Raw genomic sequence first — 15,670 nt, 5'->3', positions numbered from 1 at the left:
CGCTGCGTCCGTTCCAGTTTCGACCGCATGTCCCCGTGGTGCGGTCCATCCGGCGGGCCATCCAGTGGCTCTGGCACCAGGAGGGCAACCCCGGCCAGCGGGCCCGGGGCCTGGCCGCCGGGGTGTTCTGCGGCTGCTTTCCCTTCTTCGGACTGCAGACCCTGCTCGGCGTGGCCCTGGCCAGCGTGGTGCGCGGCAATCACCTGCTGGCGGCGGCGGGCACCTGGATCAGCAATCCCTTCACCTACCTGCCCCTGTACTGGTTCAACTTCAAGCTGGGCTGCCTGCTGCTCGGTCCCGGCATGGGCTGGCCCGGGCTCGACACCCTCCGCAGCGGGGCGGTGTGGCAGCTGGGCTGGTCATTCACCAGCAGGATCCTGGTGGGATCACTCCTGGTGGGCCTGGCGGCCGGACCGGGCCTCGGCTGGCTCTACTGGCGCTGGCTGATGCAGACCAGTGGCCCCCTGCCTGGATACCGGGCTGGGCAGGAGCCTGACCAGGGATGAGCCTGGGCAGGACCAGCTCCAGGCAGCCGGGGGCAGATTGGCTCAGGAATTGGCGAGACCGGGGAAGACCATCAGGTCAATGTGGCCACCGGTGGGATGGCGCCACTCGCGGAACTCGGCGGCCAGGGCACTGTGTTCCTGGCTGAGGCACTGGGCCTGGAGGTCCTGCAGGCGCTGGTGGACCAGATCGAGCGTGTTGTCGATCAACTGGGCGGCCTGTTCAGAGGTCATGGCTTATGCGGCGATGGAGCTGGTACGGCGCTGGGGATCGCAGCCAGGGGCCGGGTCCAAGGTGTGGGGTGGTTGTAGGCAGACCGCTCGGAGCGAGCTGTAGCGGCAGACACCCGCTCCGTGGCGCTGTGCGCAGATGCACACCACCTGCACAGCAGGCCACTCCCCTCAGCCGAGGCCGACGGCCTCGATGGCGGGCGCGAAGGCCACGGCGAGCAGGGGATTGGCGCGCATCGCGAGCGGCTCACAATGGAATCAGCCATGGAATCAGCTCCGTTGGCGGCTCCCATGCCAGCTCATCCTCAGGATCGTGGTCGCAGCGCTGGAGGGGCTTCAGGACAGGCGCCCGCAGCCCTTGCAGCGTCCTCAGCTGCGGCGGTGCTGATGCTGCCGATGCTGGGACTGGCCGCCGCGCCCACGGGCAGCATGACGGGGGCAGCGCCATGCCCGGCAGCAGCGGTGGCTCAGATCGACGGGCTCTACCGCTGGCATCTCGCCCGGCAGCACGCGCGGGGGCCGGTCGACCTCACGAGCCAGAGCGCCCGTTTCACGCCAGAACTGCTGGAGCAGCTGCAGGCGGCCTACCGGCTGGGCCCTGCCGACGGGGGGTTCGTGGACTTCGACGTGTTCAGCGGCACCCAGGTGAGCACCTTCGGCGCCAGGGTGCTCCGTTGTGCCCCTGCCGCCGATGGCCGTCTCGAGGCGCTGGTGGCTGTGCAGGCCGGGCTCCGCAACCACCCGCGGGAGGAGCCGGTGCCGTTGCACTACCTGCTGCAAGCGGCTGCCGGCGGTCGCTGGCTGATCGCCGACATCACCTACCCCGGCGAGCCCGGCTTCCGTCTGAGCGCGTTCCTCTCCGAGCTCACGCCCGTAGGCGGCTATGGCTTCGACTGGCGGCAACCGGCAACAGCCCGCTGCCGCCCCATCACCGCGGTGGAGGCGGCGCGGCTGCGCCAATGCCGGTTCGAGCGCAACGGCACAGCCTTCGGACTGAAGTCGCCGTATCACCGCTGCAGGGGAGCGGGACGCAGTGAAATCCTCGTGTATCCCTCAGCGCCGGCCTGCGGCACGGCCCTGGACACCATGGAGAGCCATGGCCCCTGACCCCGAGGGGCTCCCCTCCAGATGGATCCGATGGCTCGCTCAGCCCACGCCGGTGCGGCAGATGTCGAGCACATCCGCCATGGAGCGGATCTGGTTCATGGTGGTGGTGAGCTGGGTGGCGCTGAGCAGTTCCACCCGCAACTCGATGCGGGCCGGCTTGCCGGGGGTGGTGCGCACACGGGCATCGCTCACGTTGATGCGGTGGTCGGAGAGGCGCATCAGGATGTCCTTGAGCACGCCCACCCGGTCGAGCACATCAATGCGCAGCTGCACCGGGTAGCGGCGCTTGTCCTGATCGCTGGCGGCGGGATTCCAGCGGACCGGCAGACGGCGTTCGGCCGGCACCTGGGCCACATTCGCGCAGTCCTGGCGGTGGATGGTGATCCCGTGGTTGCCGAGGGCCACCGCGGCCAGAATGGGCTCGCCGGGCAGGGGGCTGCAGCAGCCACCGAGGCGGTAGTCGAGCCCTTCCAGACCCAGGATGGCGCTCGCGGCGCCGTGGCCGGCGGAGGGGGCCGGAGCACTGACGTGCTCGGCATGAGCCGACACATTGCGGGCCAGCTCCTCGTTGCTGAGCACCGGAGCGGCGGCACTGTTGGCCAGCCGCAGCTCCTCCCGCAACCGGTTCAGCACCTGGTGGAGCGTCACCCCACCGAAACCGAGATTGGCCAACAGGTCGTCGGTGCCGACCAGGTTGCAGCGGCGGGCCACCCTGGCCATGGCCTCGCCATTCAGCAGGGCATCGAAGCCATCGCGGCCCAGCTCGCGCTCCAGCAGTTCGGTGCCGCGCTGGATGTTGGCCTCACGGTGGCTCTTCTTATACCAGGAGCGGATCCTGTTGCGGGCCGTGGGGGTGGCCACGAAGTTGAGCCAGTCCAGGCTGGGGTGAGCCGTCTTCGCGGTGATGATCTGCACGAAGTCCCCGTTCTGGAGCGGCGTCGCCAGCGGGCAGAGGCGGTCGTTGATGCGCACGCCCTGGCAGTGATTCCCCACTTCCGAGTGGATGCGGTAGGCGAAATCAACCGCCGTGGAACCCTTGCGCAGCCCTACCACATCACCGTTGGGCGTGAACACGAAGACCTCCTCATCGAAGAGGTCTTCCTTGATCGAAGCGAGGTAGTCGTTGCTGTCCTCGGCACCGCCATCCTTCTGCCAGTCGACCAGCTGGCGGAGCCAGTTGAACCGTTCGGCATCATTGCCGGTGGAGGCAGGTGATCCACCCTCCTTGTATTTCCAGTGGGCAGCGATGCCATATTCCGCCACCTGGTGCATGTCCGCCGTCCGGATCTGAACCTCGATCGGTCGGTGCCGGCCGATCACCGCCGTGTGAAGCGATTGGTAGCCATTCGGTTTGGGCAGACCGATGTAATCCTTGAAGCGTCCGGGGATGGGTCGGAAGGTGTCATGCACCACCGCCAGGGAGCGGTAGCAACTTTCAAGATTCGGACAGATGATGCGCAGGGCCGCGACGTCGTAGATCTCGTGAAACGCCTTCTGCTGGCGCTGCATCTTGCTCCAGATGCCATAGAGATGCTTGGGCCTGCCGCTCACCTCGCAATCAGCCAGGCTGGCGGCCGCCAGCCGGTCGCGCAGGAGCTGCACGGTGACCGCCAGCCGGTCCTCCCGCTCGCTGCGCTTGGTGGCGACCTGCTGCTGCACGTCGCGGAAGGCCTCCGGCTCCAGGATCTTGAAGGAGAGATCCTCCAGCTCCCACTTGAGCCGCCCGATGCCGAGGCGGTTGGCCAGGGGGGCGTAGATCTCCCGGGTTTCCCGGGCGATGCGCAGCTGCTTCTCCGGCTTCAGCGCACCGAGGGTGCGCATGTTGTGCAGGCGATCGGCCAGCTTCACCAGCACCACCCGAATGTCGCTGGCCATGGCCAGGAACATCCGCCGCAGGTTTTCGGCCTGGGCCTCCGTTTTGTTGTTGAAGTGAATCCCGCCGAGCTTGGTGACCCCTTCGACCAGGGCCCGCACCTCGAGCCCGAAGTGCTGCTCCAGCTCCTCGGGGGTGACATCGGTGTCCTCCACCACATCGTGGAGGAAGCCGGCGGCGATCACGCTCGCGCTGGCGCCGATGTCGCGGAGCAGATCGGCGACGGCGATCGGGTGGATGATGTAGGGCTCGCCACTCGCCCGGTACTGGCCTTCATGAAGCTGGAAGGCGAAATCAAAAGCCGAGGCCAGCAGGGCCTCGGCATCGGTGGGACAGCTGTCGCCGGAGCCTGGGGGGACGTGCTCGACGCAGCGCTGCAACCACTCAGGCAAGGGCACCCCGTAATCACCGGGGTGGGTGATGGGACGGCGGGCCAGGGGCGCGCAGACCGTGTTCCGAGCCGACTCCCGACAGGGGGGAGGTGTCCCGGGCGGTGACGGCTGATCAGGTGATGGCGTCTCGGCGGAGGTGGGCTTGACTCCTGCCGAAGGGGTGACAAGGCCCGGAGGGCTGGCCCGGCCGGTGTCGGCGGACTGGCTCCCGGGCTCCTGCCGAACCGCTGCCGCTCCGGAGCCGGGAGCGGCCTCCAGGGATGGGTTCGGATCGGAGACTGCGCGGAGCATGCCACCCTGCGGAGCTTCCCAATCGTATGCAGGCACCGTCACAGAACGGCTGATGTCCGTACCCACAGACCCAACCTGGTCCCCATGACCGACCCCGTGCTGTCCCTGAAGGATCTGGTGGTGCGCTATCCCGGTGCGGAGCGTCCCACCCTCGACGGTCTCGATCTGAACCTGAACCGGGGAGAGACCCTGGCCCTGGTGGGCCCCTCGGGCTGCGGCAAGAGCACCGTGGCCCGGGCGGTTCTGCACCTGCTGCCCCAGGGCAGTCAGTGCACCGGCAGCCTGGCCCTGGCGGGGGCCGACCCCCGGCAGCTCCGCCGACCTGCCCTGCGAAGACTGCGGGGCGAAGCGGTGGGTCTGGTGTTCCAGGACCCGATGACCCGGCTGAATCCCCTGCTCACCGTGGGCGGGCATCTGGCCGACACCCTCGAGGCCCACCGTCCGGGCTGGAACCGGCAGCAGCTGCGGGAGCGGGCGGAGGATCTGCTGCAGCGGGTGGGGATCAGCACCGATCGCTACAGCAGTTACCCGCACGAATTCAGTGGCGGGATGCGTCAGCGGCTCGCCATCGCTCTGGCGATGGCCCTGAAGCCGCCGCTGGTCATCGCCGATGAACCCACCACCAGCCTGGACGTGGCGGTGGCCATGCAGGTGATGGCGGAGCTGGCCGACCTGTGCCGGGAAGCGGGCAGCGCCCTGCTGCTGATCAGCCATGACCTGGCGATGGCAGGGCGCTGGTGCGACCAGATCGCCGTGCTGGAGCAGGGCCGCCTGGTGGAGCGGGGGCCAGCTCGGGACGTGCTGGTGGCTCCACGCTCCTCCCTGGCCCAGCGGCTGGTGGCCCGGGCGCGGGAGCGGGAGGGACGGGCGCGCACGGCAGCGGAGCCGGGGGCTCCGCTGCTCGAGATCAGGGGTCTGCGCTGCTGGCATCCGCTTCCCTCGGCGCCCTGGCGGCCCCGCTGGCTCAAGGCCGTCGACGACGTGAGCCTGACGCTCGGTCGGGGGGAGACCGTGGGTCTGGTGGGCAGCTCAGGCTGCGGCAAGAGCACCCTCTGCCGTGCCCTGATGGGATTGGCGCCGGTACGGGGCGGGGAGGTGCGGCTGCAGGGCACCGACCTGCGCCGGCTGCACGGGGAGAAGCTGCGGCAGGCCCGACGGGGCATCCAGATGGTGTTTCAGGACCCCCTGGCCTGCCTCAACCCACAGATGAGGGTCGGAGAAGCGGTGGCCGATCCCCTGCTGATCCACGGCATGGCCGGCCCCGCCCAGGCCAGGGAACGGGCCCGGGCCGCCCTGGCGTCGGTGGGCCTGACCCCACCGGAGGCCTTCGAGCAGCGGCTGCCGCGCCAGCTCTCCGGCGGCCAGCAACAGCGGGTGGCGATCGCCCGGGCCCTCATCCTCGAGCCCCGGGTGCTGCTCTGCGACGAAAGCGTCAGCATGCTGGATGCCGAAGTGCAGACCGATGTGCTGGCTCTGCTGCGGGAGCTGCAGGAACGCCTCGGCCTGGGGATGCTGTTCGTGACCCACGATCTCGCGGTGGCCAGTGGCTTCTGCCATCGCGTGATCGTGCTCGACGGCGGCCGCATCGTCGAGGAGGGTCCCGGCCCGGACCTCCTGCGCAAGCCCCGGTCCAGCGTCACCCGCACCCTGGTGGAGGCCTGTCCACGCTTGCCGGCCGTGCCTTAGCGGGCTCCCTCGGGCGATCCTGGAAGCAGCAGCGGCGCTCCGCTCCCAGGGCGATGCCATCCACCGCTCAGAACCTTCCCCGCCGGCGCAGAAGCGACAACAACCGCTCGAAGACTTCCGGGAGCGGCGCCTCGCACACCAGCCGCTCCCCGCTGATCGGATGATCCAGGCCCAGCTGCACGGCATGGAGTGCCTGGCCCGGCAGCTCCACAGGCAATCGGCGGCAGCGTGAGTACACCGGATCCCCCACGATCGGATGGCCCATGTGGGCACAGTGCACCCGGATCTGGTGGGTGCGGCCGGTATCGAGCTTGAAGCGCAGCAACGCATAGTCACCGAGCCGTTCCACCACCTGCCAGTGGGTGCAGGCGTGCCGACCGCTGGCATCGCTCACCACCGCGTATTTCTTGCGATCCTGCGGGTGACGGCCGATGGCACCGATGATCGTGCCGTGATCGCCCGCCGGCTGGCCGTGGACCACCGCCAGGTACTCGCGCGACGCGATGCGCTTCTGGATCTGCACCTGCAGCTTCACCAGAGCCTCCTGACTCTTGGCCACCACGATGCAGCCGGTGGTGTCCTTGTCGAGCCGATGCACGATGCCCGGACGCATTTCTCCGCCGATGCCGGGCAGATCGGGGCAGTGATGCAGCAACCCATTCACCAGGGTGCCGTCCCTGTTCCCTGGAGCGGGGTGAACGGTGAGACCGGCGGGCTTGTTGAGCACGATCAGATCAGCGTCCTCGTAAAGCACATCCAGCGGCATCTCCTGGGCCACCAGATACGGGAGGGGTTCCGGCGGCGGCATCCACAGGCTCACCGTGTCCCCCTGCCGCAGGGGGGTCTTGGCCCGGCCGGTCACTCCGTTCACCCGCACGTAGCCGGCATCGATGAATTTCTGAATGCGGGCGCGGCTCTGCTCAGGGCGCTGGGCCACCAGCCAGCGGTCCAGCCGCATCGGCAGGGGCCTGGGATACGTGAGAGTCAGCTGCTCGCCGTCCCCTTCGCCGAAGCCGACGCTGGTGTGAGCCATTTCCATGGCATTGACCGTAAGAGCTGAGCCGGCGATCCCGGAAGGGACGGGCTGGACGGACCTGGCGTTCGCGGGAGCCGTGGGGAAGCTGAGCATGTCAGGATCGTTCCAACGCACAGGGTGCAGTGCGAGTTCTTGGGATTTCGGCCTATTACCACGACAGTGCCGCTGCACTTTTGGTGGATGGCGACGTGGTTGCGGCAGCGCAGGAAGAGCGCTTCAGCCGCAGGAAGCATGATGCCAGCTTCCCGATGCAGGCGGCTCGCTTCTGCCTGGAGAGCCAAGAGATTCATCTGGCCGATATCGATGCAGTGGTTTATTACGAGAAGCCACTGCTCACCTTTGAGCGATTACTGGAAACATACTTGGCCTCAGCTCCCCGCGGAGGCCGCTCATTTGTGGCTGCCATGCAGGTGTGGCTCAAAGAAAAGCTCTTCCTCAAGAGTCAGATCAAGGAGCATTTGCGCACATTGTCAGCTGAGATGATCGAAGCATCCAGTTCGGAGCAAGACTCTCAGCTGCCCCAGTTGCTGTTTTCTGAACACCATCTCTCCCATGCGGGCGCAGCGTTCTATCCAAGTCCTTTTGAGAAGGCAGCTGTGCTCTGCATGGATGGCGTGGGTGAGTGGGCCACCACCTCTGCCTGGCTGGGCAAGGGCAACACGCTCAAGCCACTGTGGGAGATCAGTTTTCCCCATTCTCTGGGGCTTCTCTATTCCGCTTTCACCTACTACTGCGGCTTCAAGGTAAATTCGGGCGAGTACAAGTTAATGGGCTTGGCGCCTTACGGGCGCCCCGTGCATGTCCAGGCGATCAAGGATCATCTGGTTGACATCAAGGATGATGGCACTTTCAGACTTGATCTCAGCTATTTCAAGTTTCATCGCGGCTTCCGGATGACGGGTCGCAGGTTTCATGCGTTGTTCGGGCAGCTGCCCCGCAAGGGTGAATCGGAGCTCACGCAGTTCCACATGGATCTTGCCGCTTCGATTCAGGCGGTCACCGAGGAAATCGTCTTGAAACTCGCTCGCTCTTTGCATGCCGAAACGGGAGCCACCAACCTCTGCCTGGCCGGTGGGGTAGCCTTGAACTGTGTGGCCAATGGCAAGTTGCTGCGCGAGGGTCCTTTCCAGGAGATCTGGATTCAGCCTGCCAGTGGCGATGCCGGTTCTGCCCTGGGTGCGGCCCTCGTGGCTTGGCACCAGCACTTCGCTCAGCCCCGCACACCCGCCGTGGGCGATGGCATGAAGGGCACGTATCTTGGCCCCCGTTTCTCCAATGCCGAGATCTGTACCTATCTTCAACAGATCAAGGCCCCTTTCCTGAGCCTTGAGGATGCCCATTTGTTCGAGAGGTTGGCTGAACTGCTCGACCAGGGCAAGGTGATCGGCTGGTTCAATGGTGCCATGGAGTTTGGCCCCCGCGCACTTGGAGGTCGCTCGATCATCGGTGATCCACGCAACCAGCAGATGCAGAGCGTGATGAACCTCAAGATCAAGTATCGCGAAAGCTTCCGCCCTTTCGCCCCTTCAGTTCTTGAAGAGGAAGTGTCCAGTCAATTCGAGCTTGAAACCAGCAGCCCTTACATGTTGCTTGTGGCACCCGTGAAGGCCTCACTCCGCATTCCGATGTCGCCCGAGCAGCAGGAACTGTTCGGCATCGAGAAGCTCAATGTGCCACGCTCCCAGCTGCCTGCTATCACACACGTTGATTACTCTGCTCGGGTGCAGACTGTGAGCCCTAAAACAAATCCTCGTTACTACAATTTAATCAAAGCCTTTCATCGACGCACGGGTTGCCCAACTCTGGTGAATACGTCATTCAATGTACGCGGTGAACCCATCGTGTGCACCCCTCAGGATGCCTATCGCTGCTTCATGCGCACCGAGATGGATGTGCTGGTGCTGGAGAATCAGCTCTTGTTCAAGGAGGATCAGCCCAGCGCCGAGAGTGATGAGAGATGGCTTCAGGAATTTGAACTCGACTGAACCTATGGCACGTTCTTCCTCCGCTCTCACTCCAGGCACCAGACAGCTGCGGGAATTCGGCCTGCTGGTCGGAATCGGGTTCCCGATCCTCTTCGGTTGGTTGCTTCCAGCCCTGCGGGGCCATGGGGGGCCGATCTGGCCGTTCGTGATCGGGATTCCCTCGCTGGTGCTGGCACTGGTCGCTCCCCGGCTGCTGGCCTGGCCGTACCGAGGCTGGATGGCCCTCGGCCATGGCCTGGGCTGGGTGAACAGCCATCTCATCCTGGGAGCGGTTTTCCTGCTGGTGCTCCAACCCATTGCCCTTGTCATGCGCCTCTTCGGCCATGACCCCCTGCGACGTCGCCCCCATGACGGCACCACCTACCGCGAGCCCTGCCAGCGCCCAGCCCCTAACCTGACCCGAATCTTCTGAACCCTGGCCGATGGAAGTTCTGCTGGATCTCGCCCAGGATATCTGGGATTATCTCAAGGTTCGCAAGAAGTACTGGTTGGCACCGCTGATCATCACGATCGTCTTGATGGGCGCTCTTCTGGTGGCAACTCAGGGTTCCGTAGTAGCCCCATTCATCTATTCGATCTTCTGAGAGGCGTGCAGAAACCAACCGGCCCGTGGCTCCAGATGGTGGCAAATGGAGTCTTGATGCTGGGCTCTGTGGCCATGGCGTTCGTGCTGTGCAACGCCGCCTTCATCATCTGGATCCGCGTTGCGGGTGGCCAGCAGCAGGGCTTCCCCCGCAGGGCCGTTGGCAATCTGCCGGCACCCTTGCGACTCTCCTACCCGTATCTAGGCAAGACTGGTGGACCTGAAGACATTGCGCTGCTGGGCGACAGTTACGTGGAAGGCGCGGGTGATGATTTTCTGCTCGGCTCCAACGATTATTCTCTCGGCCACCATCTACGTGCGCTAACTGGCTTCGGATTTCTCCCCTTCGGCGTTGCTGGCTCCTTCCTTCCCCGCTCGATCGCGATCTACAACACCGCCCTGAGTTCGGGCTTTTTCCCACTTTATCAAGGTCGGCCACGTAGCTTATGGCCCCGGCGCCATTTGTTGTTCTTCTATGAGGGCAACGATCTCGACGACTTTCTCCAAGCAAATCGGCGCTCTTCCAGCAGCCGTTCCCTGCAGAAATCCATGGTGGAGCAACTGTCCTGGCAGGATCGCTTTCTCCCGCTCTCGCGGGTCTTGGGACGTCGTTTCCGAGCTGGCTGGAAGGCCGCCCGGGAGACCCAGGCCACACCACTGGGCAGTCCTTCCAGCAGATCAAGTATCAACCGATTCTGCGGCGACCACTACTGCGTTGCATATGGCACCAGCCAGGCTGCAGCTCCAGAATTGAGCGATCATCAAGTACAGGAAGCACTGCTGGGCACGGTGAAAGCCGTCCAGCAATTTCAGTCAGAGCGACCCGGCACGCAGGTCTGCCTGGTGTACATACCCTCACCCGCCACTCTCTACCAGTCAGAGACGCCCATCGTGTTTCAGAGCTATGGAACCGGTGCGGAGAATCCAAGCGGCCGGATCAGCCCTGAGGCCAACAGGCAACGCAGTCTTGCGATGCGCCGCCGTCTGAGCAGCCTGCTGGCGGCTGGGCCGAAGCCGGTGCCGTTCTTCGATGCCACACCGGCCCTGAAATCTCTGGCCCGCACTCGCTTCCTCCATGGTGAGCAGGATCCCAAGCACCTCAACCGACAGGGCCTCCAGGGCTTGGCCCGTGCCGTGGCTTCGGCCCAGCTTCCCTGCCTCAGACCCCTGAGCCCAACCTCCTGAGCGGTGCATCCACGTCCGCGCCATGGACTTCATCGGGCATCGGGAAAGGCCACAACGGCCCTGAGATTCACGGTTGTTCCCTGAGGCTCCACAGGCAGCTGCCGCTTCGGCGAATCCCCATGTTGATGGGGCGATCCCGGGGTTCGCCCATCGTGGCCACTCCATCGTCGCCAACTCCATCGTCTCCAACTGAAGAGGCCCTGCGGGAGTTCAGCTTTGGCGAGCTGGGTTCCTGCGAGTTGGCCGCTCGCCTCTGCCGGCAACGAAGCCTCCCATCAACCCGGCAGCTCCAGAGCCAGCGCCCCCAGCCGCGAGCAGCGGAAATCGTCGAGCAGCTTCGTGGCCATGCGCAGACAATCCCCGCCCGTATGGCGCTGGGCGGCCTCCAGCAGCCAGGTCTCCCCATCGGGCCCTCCGGTGGGAAGCCGCCCCGGGGAGAGCCCGTAGCGCCGCTGCAGCAACCCCGCCGGCACGCCGGCGTGCGGCTCCGCCTCGAGCAGGGTGAGCAGCTGGATGAAGGCCAGGGCTGCAGCCTCGTTGTCGTAGGCGGCCTGGCCGATGTCGTCGCAGAGGGCCAGCCGCAGGGCGGCCTGCTGGTCATCCAGCCGCGGTGGCAGGACACCGGGTGCATCGAGCAGGTCGAGATCCTGGCCCAGACGCACCCAGCGCAGGCTGCGGGTGACACCGGCGCGGCGGGCACTGTCCACCACCTTCTGGCGAACCAACCGGTTGATCAGGGCGGATTTGCCGACGTTGGGGAAGCCGAGCATCAGCGCCCGGACCGGCCGCGGTCGCATCCCCCGACCCAGGCGCCTGGCATTGAGGGCCTCGCCGGCGCGGATGGCGGCCTGCTGGAGCTGTTTCACCCCGGTGCCGGCCTTGGCATCACACCACCACACCACCTGGCCCTGGCTGCGGAACCAGGCACTCCAGGCTTCACGGGCCGCCCGGGGGATCATGTCCACGCGGTTGAGCACCAGCAGGTGGGGCCTGCTGCCGATCCAGCGCCGCAGCCGGGGATGGCCGGTGGCCAGGGGGATGCGGGCGTCCCGCACCTCCATCACCAGGTCGACCTTGGCGAGAGCCTCGCCCAGGGCCTTCTCCGCTTTGGCGATGTGGCCCGGGTACCACTGGATCGCCGGGGCCTGCACGCTGAGCTGGATCGGCTGGGGCATCAGGGCACCACCAGCACCGGACAGGGGGCCAGCTGGATCACCCGGGCGGCGGTGCTCTGCTGGTCACTCTCGATCGCGATGCCGCGGGTGCCCATCACGATCACGTCGGCGTTGATTTCATCGGCCACATCGCCGATCACAAAGGCCGGCTTCCCCTCGCGCTCGATCACCTGGCAGGCCACGCCAGCCTGCTCGAAACTCTGCTGGGCCTGCTCCAGCAACTGGGCCACGGCCTGCGGATCATCGCCGGGCTCGACCACCGAGAGCAGCACGAGCCGGCTGCCGTGCTGCTGGGCGAGTTTCAGGGCGACCGCCGCCGTCTCCAGCGCCTGGCGGCTCCGGTCGATCGGAAAGAGAACGGTGTCGAACATGGTTCGCAGTGCCGTGTGAGGGCAGTCTGAAGGGGAGGGCTCCGAGCGGCCAGAACGGTTGCCGGGGGGAACCCGCCACGTCAGGGGCTAAGCTCCCGCCCGTTTAAGCACACTTCGAGCGCACTCCATGGCGAAGCGATCCCTGGCCAGCCTTTCAGCCGACGAACTGCGCGGCAAGCGCGTGCTGGTGCGGGTCGACTTCAACGTACCGCTCGATGAGTCCGGCGCCATCACGGACGACACCCGGATCCGCGCCGCCCTGCCCACCATCAACGACCTGACCGGCAAGGGCGCCCGGGTGATCCTCGCCGCCCACTTCGGACGCCCCAAGGGCCAGGTGAATGAGGCGATGCGTCTGACCCCCGTGGCCGCCCGCCTGGCGGAACTGCTCGGCAAGCCGGTCGTCAAGACCGACAGCTGCATCGGCCCCGATGCCGAAGCCAAGGTGGCCGCCATGGGCGACGGCGACGTCGTGCTGCTGGAGAACGTGCGCTTCTTCGCGGAGGAGGAGAAGAACGACCCGGCCTTCGCCGCACAGCTGGCGGCCCTCGCCGACGTGTATGTGAACGATGCCTTCGGCGCCGCCCACCGCGCCCACGCCTCCACCGAAGGTGTGACCAAGGCCCTCAGTCCGAGCGTGGCCGGCTACCTGATGGAGAAGGAACTGCAGTACCTGCAGGGCGCCATCGATGAACCCAAGCGTCCCCTGGCGGCGATCGTGGGCGGCTCCAAGGTGAGCAGCAAGATCGGCGTGCTCGAGTCGCTGATCGACAAGTGCGACAAGGTGCTGATCGGCGGCGGCATGATCTTCACCTTCTACAAGGCCCGTGGCCTGGCGGTGGGCAAGAGCCTGGTGGAAGAGGACAAGCTCGAGCTCGCCAAGGAGCTGGAGGCCAAGGCGGCCGCCAAGGGCGTGCAGCTTCTGCTGCCGACCGACGTGGTGCTCGCCGACAACTTCGCCCCTGACGCCAACAGCCAGATCACCCCGATCGACGCCATCCCCGACGGCTGGATGGGCCTGGACATCGGCCCCGATTCGGTGAAGACCTTCCAGGAAGCCCTGGCCGACTGCCAGACCGTGATCTGGAACGGCCCCATGGGCGTGTTCGAGTTCGACAGGTTCGCCGCGGGCACCAACGGCATCGCCCACACCCTGGCGGAGCTGAGCGCCAAGGGCTGCTGCACGATCATCGGTGGCGGTGACTCCGTGGCGGCCGTGGAAAAGGTCGGCGTGGCCGACAGGATGAGCCACATCTCCACAGGTGGCGGCGCCAGCCTGGAGCTGCTGGAGGGCAAGGTGCTCCCCGGCGTGGCCGCCCTCGACGAGGCCTGAGCAGCCCCCAGGCGTCGCCGCACGCAGGCCCCCGGTGACCAGCTCTGACCCCATGCCTGGGGAACGCCCGCTCCCGCGCCTGGCCTTCATCGGCCTCGGGGCCCTGGGGGCCCCAATGGCGGCGAATCTGCTCCGGGCCGGTTTTCCCGTCACCCTCCACAACCGCACACCCGGGCGCGAAGGGCGTGTGATCGAGCTGGCCGGCCTCTGCAGCGAGGCCGGCACCGCCGCCACGGCCACCGCCGCCACCGCCGCCACGGCCGCAGATGGGGCGGCCATCGTTTGCCTCTGCCTGAGCGACGATGCCGCCGTGGAGGAGGTGGTGCTGGGGCCGGCGGGTCCTCAGGGCGACCCTGGCCTGCTCAGCGTGCTGGCTCCCGAGAGCCTGGTGATCGACTTCTCCACCATCGCCCCGGCCACCAGCCGGCAGCTGGCCGGGAAGCTCGCCAGCCAGGGGGTGGCCTACCTGGATGCGCCGGTCACCGGCGGTACCGAAGGTGCCCGGGCAGGCAGCCTGTCCGTCCTGGTGGGAGGGTCCATGGAGGATCTGGAACGGGCCCGGCCGGTGCTCGAGGTGGTCGGCTCGCGGATCAGCCACATCGGGCCGGTCGGGGCCGGCCAGCAGGCCAAGGCCGTCAACCAGGTGCTGGTCGCTGGCAGCTACGGAGCGGTGGCGGAAGCCATGGCCCTGGGCTCTCGCCTGGGACTGCCGATGCCGGCAGTGGTGGAGGCCCTGCGCGGCGGTGCCGCCGGCTCCTGGGCCCTGGACAACCGTTCGCGCCACATGCTGAGCGGGGAGTTCCCCCTGGGCTTTCGCCTTGCCCTGCACCGCAAGGATCTGACCATCGCCCTGGAGGCCGCCGCGGCCGTGCAGCTGGAGCTTCCCCTGACCCGCCAGGTGGCGGCGATGGAGGATGCGCTGATGGCCCGGGGTCACGGCGATCAGGACGTCTCCGCCCTGGTCCACTGGTTCAACCCCTAGGGCAAGTCCCCGGTGTGGTGGAGGCGGTGACGATCACAACCTGAGCTGGGCCTTGTCGGCCACCACCCGCACCCGCTTGGTGGCGCTGACGATCCCGTCCGGATGCACGAGCAGCACCGCCCAGGTCTGTTCACCGGGGCTGAGCGGGGCCTGGACCGTCTTGAACAGGCCGCCGCCGCCGAGGGCGCCCAACTGGAGCTCCGGACTGTCGAGGGCCGAGACCTGCTGTCCTGTCAGGGCGATGATCCCGCCCGCGGCGATGGCCCCGTCGAGGGGTTCATCGAAGACCACATCCACGTCGTAGCGCTGGCCGGTGAGCACGGCGTCGGGGATCAACAGACTGACCGGCAGGGGGGAGTCGCCGCTGCGCAGCAGGGATTGCTCCCGGATGATCGCCTGGCCGGTGATGCGGCGGCCATCGCTCTCCAGGGCCAGCTGCTGCTCCGCCTGGAGGCGGTAGGTGGTGCTTCCCTCCTGCCGGCTGCCGGTGACCTTCAGCTGCACCGTGCTACGGCCATCCCGCAGCTTCTGTCCTGGCGAGAGGATCCAGCGGGCATCGGGAAACTGACGCAGCAGGGTGCGCCGCCGCAGGTCGATCAGGGCCGGGTCGAGACCGGGACCCTGCTCGAGCAGCGCGGTGAGCTCGCCCTGGCCATTGAGCGCCGCTTCCAGACTCTGGAGCTGAACGGCCGTGGGCTCGGCCGCCTGCGCCGGAAGGGTGGCCGCTGTCCCCAGGGAGAGGGCCGTGCCCATCCCCAGGCCCATGGCCGTGCCGATGGAGAGGGTGCCAATGGAAACCGTTCCAATCGAAACCGTGCCGATCGAGGCTCCGCCCAGCGACAGGGTGGCCCCCAGCCACAGGGCGGTGGGAAGCGAGATCCGGGGGGCGGTCCGGGGAAGCCGGAAAGGCAGCATGCGCCTGCAGGAACGGCTTTTA

The 15,670-nt window shown here is 66.8% G+C and carries 15 protein-coding genes; 9 read left to right on the top strand and 6 right to left on the bottom strand.

Translation table 11 applies throughout. The annotated features are described in order from the left end of the window. On the top strand, positions 1–506 hold a 506-nt coding region (locus ACLD7X_RS09850), incomplete at its 5' end, for a DUF2062 domain-containing protein (RefSeq protein ID WP_411423440.1). Positions 507–548: 42 nt separating this feature from the next. Here ACLD7X_RS09850 and ACLD7X_RS09845 read toward each other — a convergent pair. Further along, positions 549–737, bottom strand: coding sequence for a hypothetical protein (locus tag ACLD7X_RS09845; protein WP_087068301.1), 189 nt, complete (start codon positions 735–737; stop codon positions 549–551). 384 nt (positions 738–1,121) lie between these two features. Between ACLD7X_RS09845 and ACLD7X_RS09840 the strand changes: the two genes are divergently transcribed. Further along, the gene (locus ACLD7X_RS09840; protein WP_425625151.1) at positions 1,122–1,841 is read left to right on the top strand and encodes a hypothetical protein; all 720 of its coding nucleotides are present in this window, start codon (positions 1,122–1,124) and stop codon (positions 1,839–1,841) included. Positions 1,842–1,880: 39 nt separating this feature from the next. On the opposite strand, the gene ACLD7X_RS09835 is transcribed toward ACLD7X_RS09840, so the two are convergent. Next, a complete protein-coding gene (locus tag ACLD7X_RS09835) occupies positions 1,881–4,397 on the bottom strand; it encodes a RelA/SpoT family protein (RefSeq protein ID WP_411423438.1) in 2,517 nt (838 codons plus the stop codon). Between the two features lie 84 nt (positions 4,398–4,481). Here ACLD7X_RS09835 and ACLD7X_RS09830 point away from each other — a divergent pair, with 84 nt between their 5' ends. Beyond that, positions 4,482–6,083: an ABC transporter ATP-binding protein gene (locus tag ACLD7X_RS09830; protein WP_411423437.1), complete on the top strand. Its 1,602-nt coding sequence runs from the start codon at positions 4,482–4,484 to the stop codon at positions 6,081–6,083. 67 nt (positions 6,084–6,150) lie between these two features. Here the strand turns inward: ACLD7X_RS09830 and ACLD7X_RS09825 are convergent, their stop codons facing one another. Then, entirely contained in the window at positions 6,151–7,041 is an 891-nt protein-coding gene (locus ACLD7X_RS09825; RefSeq protein WP_411423441.1) for an RluA family pseudouridine synthase, read from the bottom strand. A 200-nt stretch (positions 7,042–7,241) separates the two neighbouring features. Here ACLD7X_RS09825 and ACLD7X_RS09820 point away from each other — a divergent pair, with 200 nt between their 5' ends. The 4 genes from ACLD7X_RS09820 to ACLD7X_RS09805 all read left to right on the top strand — a co-directional run bounded on the left by ACLD7X_RS09820 (position 7,242) and on the right by ACLD7X_RS09805 (position 10,872). Further along, positions 7,242–9,104, top strand: a complete 1,863-nt coding sequence (locus ACLD7X_RS09820) for a carbamoyltransferase family protein (RefSeq protein ID WP_411423436.1) — start codon at positions 7,242–7,244, stop codon at positions 9,102–9,104. A 4-nt stretch (positions 9,105–9,108) separates the two neighbouring features. Next, complete coding sequence (locus tag ACLD7X_RS09815) at positions 9,109–9,516, top strand: SxtJ family membrane protein (protein WP_411423435.1); 408 nt, start codon at positions 9,109–9,111, stop codon at positions 9,514–9,516. Between the two features lie 10 nt (positions 9,517–9,526). Beyond that, positions 9,527–9,688, top strand: a complete 162-nt coding sequence (locus ACLD7X_RS09810) for a DUF5989 family protein (protein ID WP_411423434.1) — start codon at positions 9,527–9,529, stop codon at positions 9,686–9,688. Positions 9,689–9,762: 74 nt separating this feature from the next. Next, the gene (locus ACLD7X_RS09805; RefSeq protein ID WP_412007340.1) at positions 9,763–10,872 is read left to right on the top strand and encodes an alginate O-acetyltransferase AlgX-related protein; all 1,110 of its coding nucleotides are present in this window, start codon (positions 9,763–9,765) and stop codon (positions 10,870–10,872) included. A gap of 275 nt (positions 10,873–11,147) precedes the next feature. Here ACLD7X_RS09805 and ylqF read toward each other — a convergent pair whose 3' ends face one another. Beyond that, positions 11,148–12,047 (bottom strand): ribosome biogenesis GTPase YlqF, encoded by a 900-nt coding sequence (gene ylqF, locus ACLD7X_RS09800; RefSeq protein WP_411423432.1) that lies wholly within the window; start codon positions 12,045–12,047, stop codon positions 11,148–11,150. Further along, positions 12,047–12,418, bottom strand: coding sequence for a universal stress protein (locus ACLD7X_RS09795; RefSeq protein ID WP_411423431.1), 372 nt, complete (start codon positions 12,416–12,418; stop codon positions 12,047–12,049). The genes ylqF and ACLD7X_RS09795 overlap by 1 nt, the downstream gene beginning before the upstream one ends. A 127-nt stretch (positions 12,419–12,545) precedes the next feature. Between ACLD7X_RS09795 and ACLD7X_RS09790 the strand changes: the two genes are divergently transcribed. Together ACLD7X_RS09790 and ACLD7X_RS09785 are read left to right on the top strand one after the other, a co-directional pair. Continuing rightward, a complete protein-coding gene (locus ACLD7X_RS09790; RefSeq protein WP_411423430.1) occupies positions 12,546–13,751 on the top strand; it encodes a phosphoglycerate kinase in 1,206 nt (401 codons plus the stop codon). 52 nt (positions 13,752–13,803) lie between these two features. Then, positions 13,804–14,733 (top strand): NAD(P)-dependent oxidoreductase, encoded by a 930-nt coding sequence (locus ACLD7X_RS09785; protein WP_412006967.1) that lies wholly within the window; start codon positions 13,804–13,806, stop codon positions 14,731–14,733. Positions 14,734–14,766: 33 nt separating this feature from the next. Here the strand turns inward: ACLD7X_RS09785 and ACLD7X_RS09780 are convergent, their stop codons facing one another. Beyond that, entirely contained in the window at positions 14,767–15,648 is an 882-nt protein-coding gene (locus ACLD7X_RS09780; protein WP_411423428.1) for a hypothetical protein, read from the bottom strand. Between the last annotated feature and the right edge of the window lie 22 nt (positions 15,649–15,670).

The sequence above is a fragment of the Aphanothece microscopica RSMan92 genome (assembly GCF_046613545.2).
Lineage (GTDB): Bacteria > Cyanobacteriota > Cyanobacteriia > PCC-6307 > Cyanobiaceae > NIES-981.
Note: the sequence above shows the minus strand (reverse complement) of the source record. Positions and strands in the feature narration are given on the sequence as shown.